The organism is Alcanivorax sp. HI0044 (assembly GCF_001634945.1).
Window position 1 is genome coordinate 1 of sequence record NZ_LWEZ01001662.1, and the last position, 618, is coordinate 618.

The 618-nt window shown below is 60.2% G+C and carries 1 protein-coding gene; it reads right to left on the reverse strand.

The window, feature by feature from the left end:
* Positions 1–178: 178 nt before the first annotated feature.
* Positions 179–618, reverse strand: a 440-nt coding sequence (locus A3730_RS25085; protein WP_156501351.1) for a DUF72 domain-containing protein, incomplete at its 5' end; no start/stop codon positions are given.

The following is a 618-nucleotide window of genomic DNA, read 5'->3' on the forward strand; positions in this document are numbered from 1 at the left end:
GTGGTGTACGTCCGTCATATTCGCCGCTACTACGATCTGCTGGTGTGGGCGGAAAATTCCCGCCGCCGCGATGGCACGCTCATCGCACTGAATTAACAGACAGCAACGAGAGGCGAGTAACGAAACCCGGCCGGGTTCTGCACTTCGAAACTCGCCTCTTTGTTGTCTCAGCGTTATCTCAGAATAATCCTGGCTGACTCACCTGCCGCCCCAACGGCAACGGTGTCAGCCACGGCAAACGTTCCGTCAGCATCTCGTGCCACAATGCAGCCAGGGCCAGCGCGTCGCCATTATCCGGCATGTGAATAAACGCACAGGGCTGCTTGCCTGCCTCAATCCAGCACGCCACCCGCTCGACCCAGGGCGCAAGAAACGGCCGGTTGGCCAGTAAATCCGGGTGACCCACATAACGAATCACCGGCGCCGCCTCGCCCGGCAACACATGCACCGGCAGCCGGGGCTTCTTGCGCTGGGCCTCCCGTGTTGCCGGGTCCTCTGCACTGGCGGCAAACAAAGCCCGACTGTCAAAACAAACCCGCGCAAAGCTACGTTCCAGCAGGCCACGATTCAGTGCCCTTTCCGCATCGCCCTTGGCAAAAAAATCCCGATGACGCACCT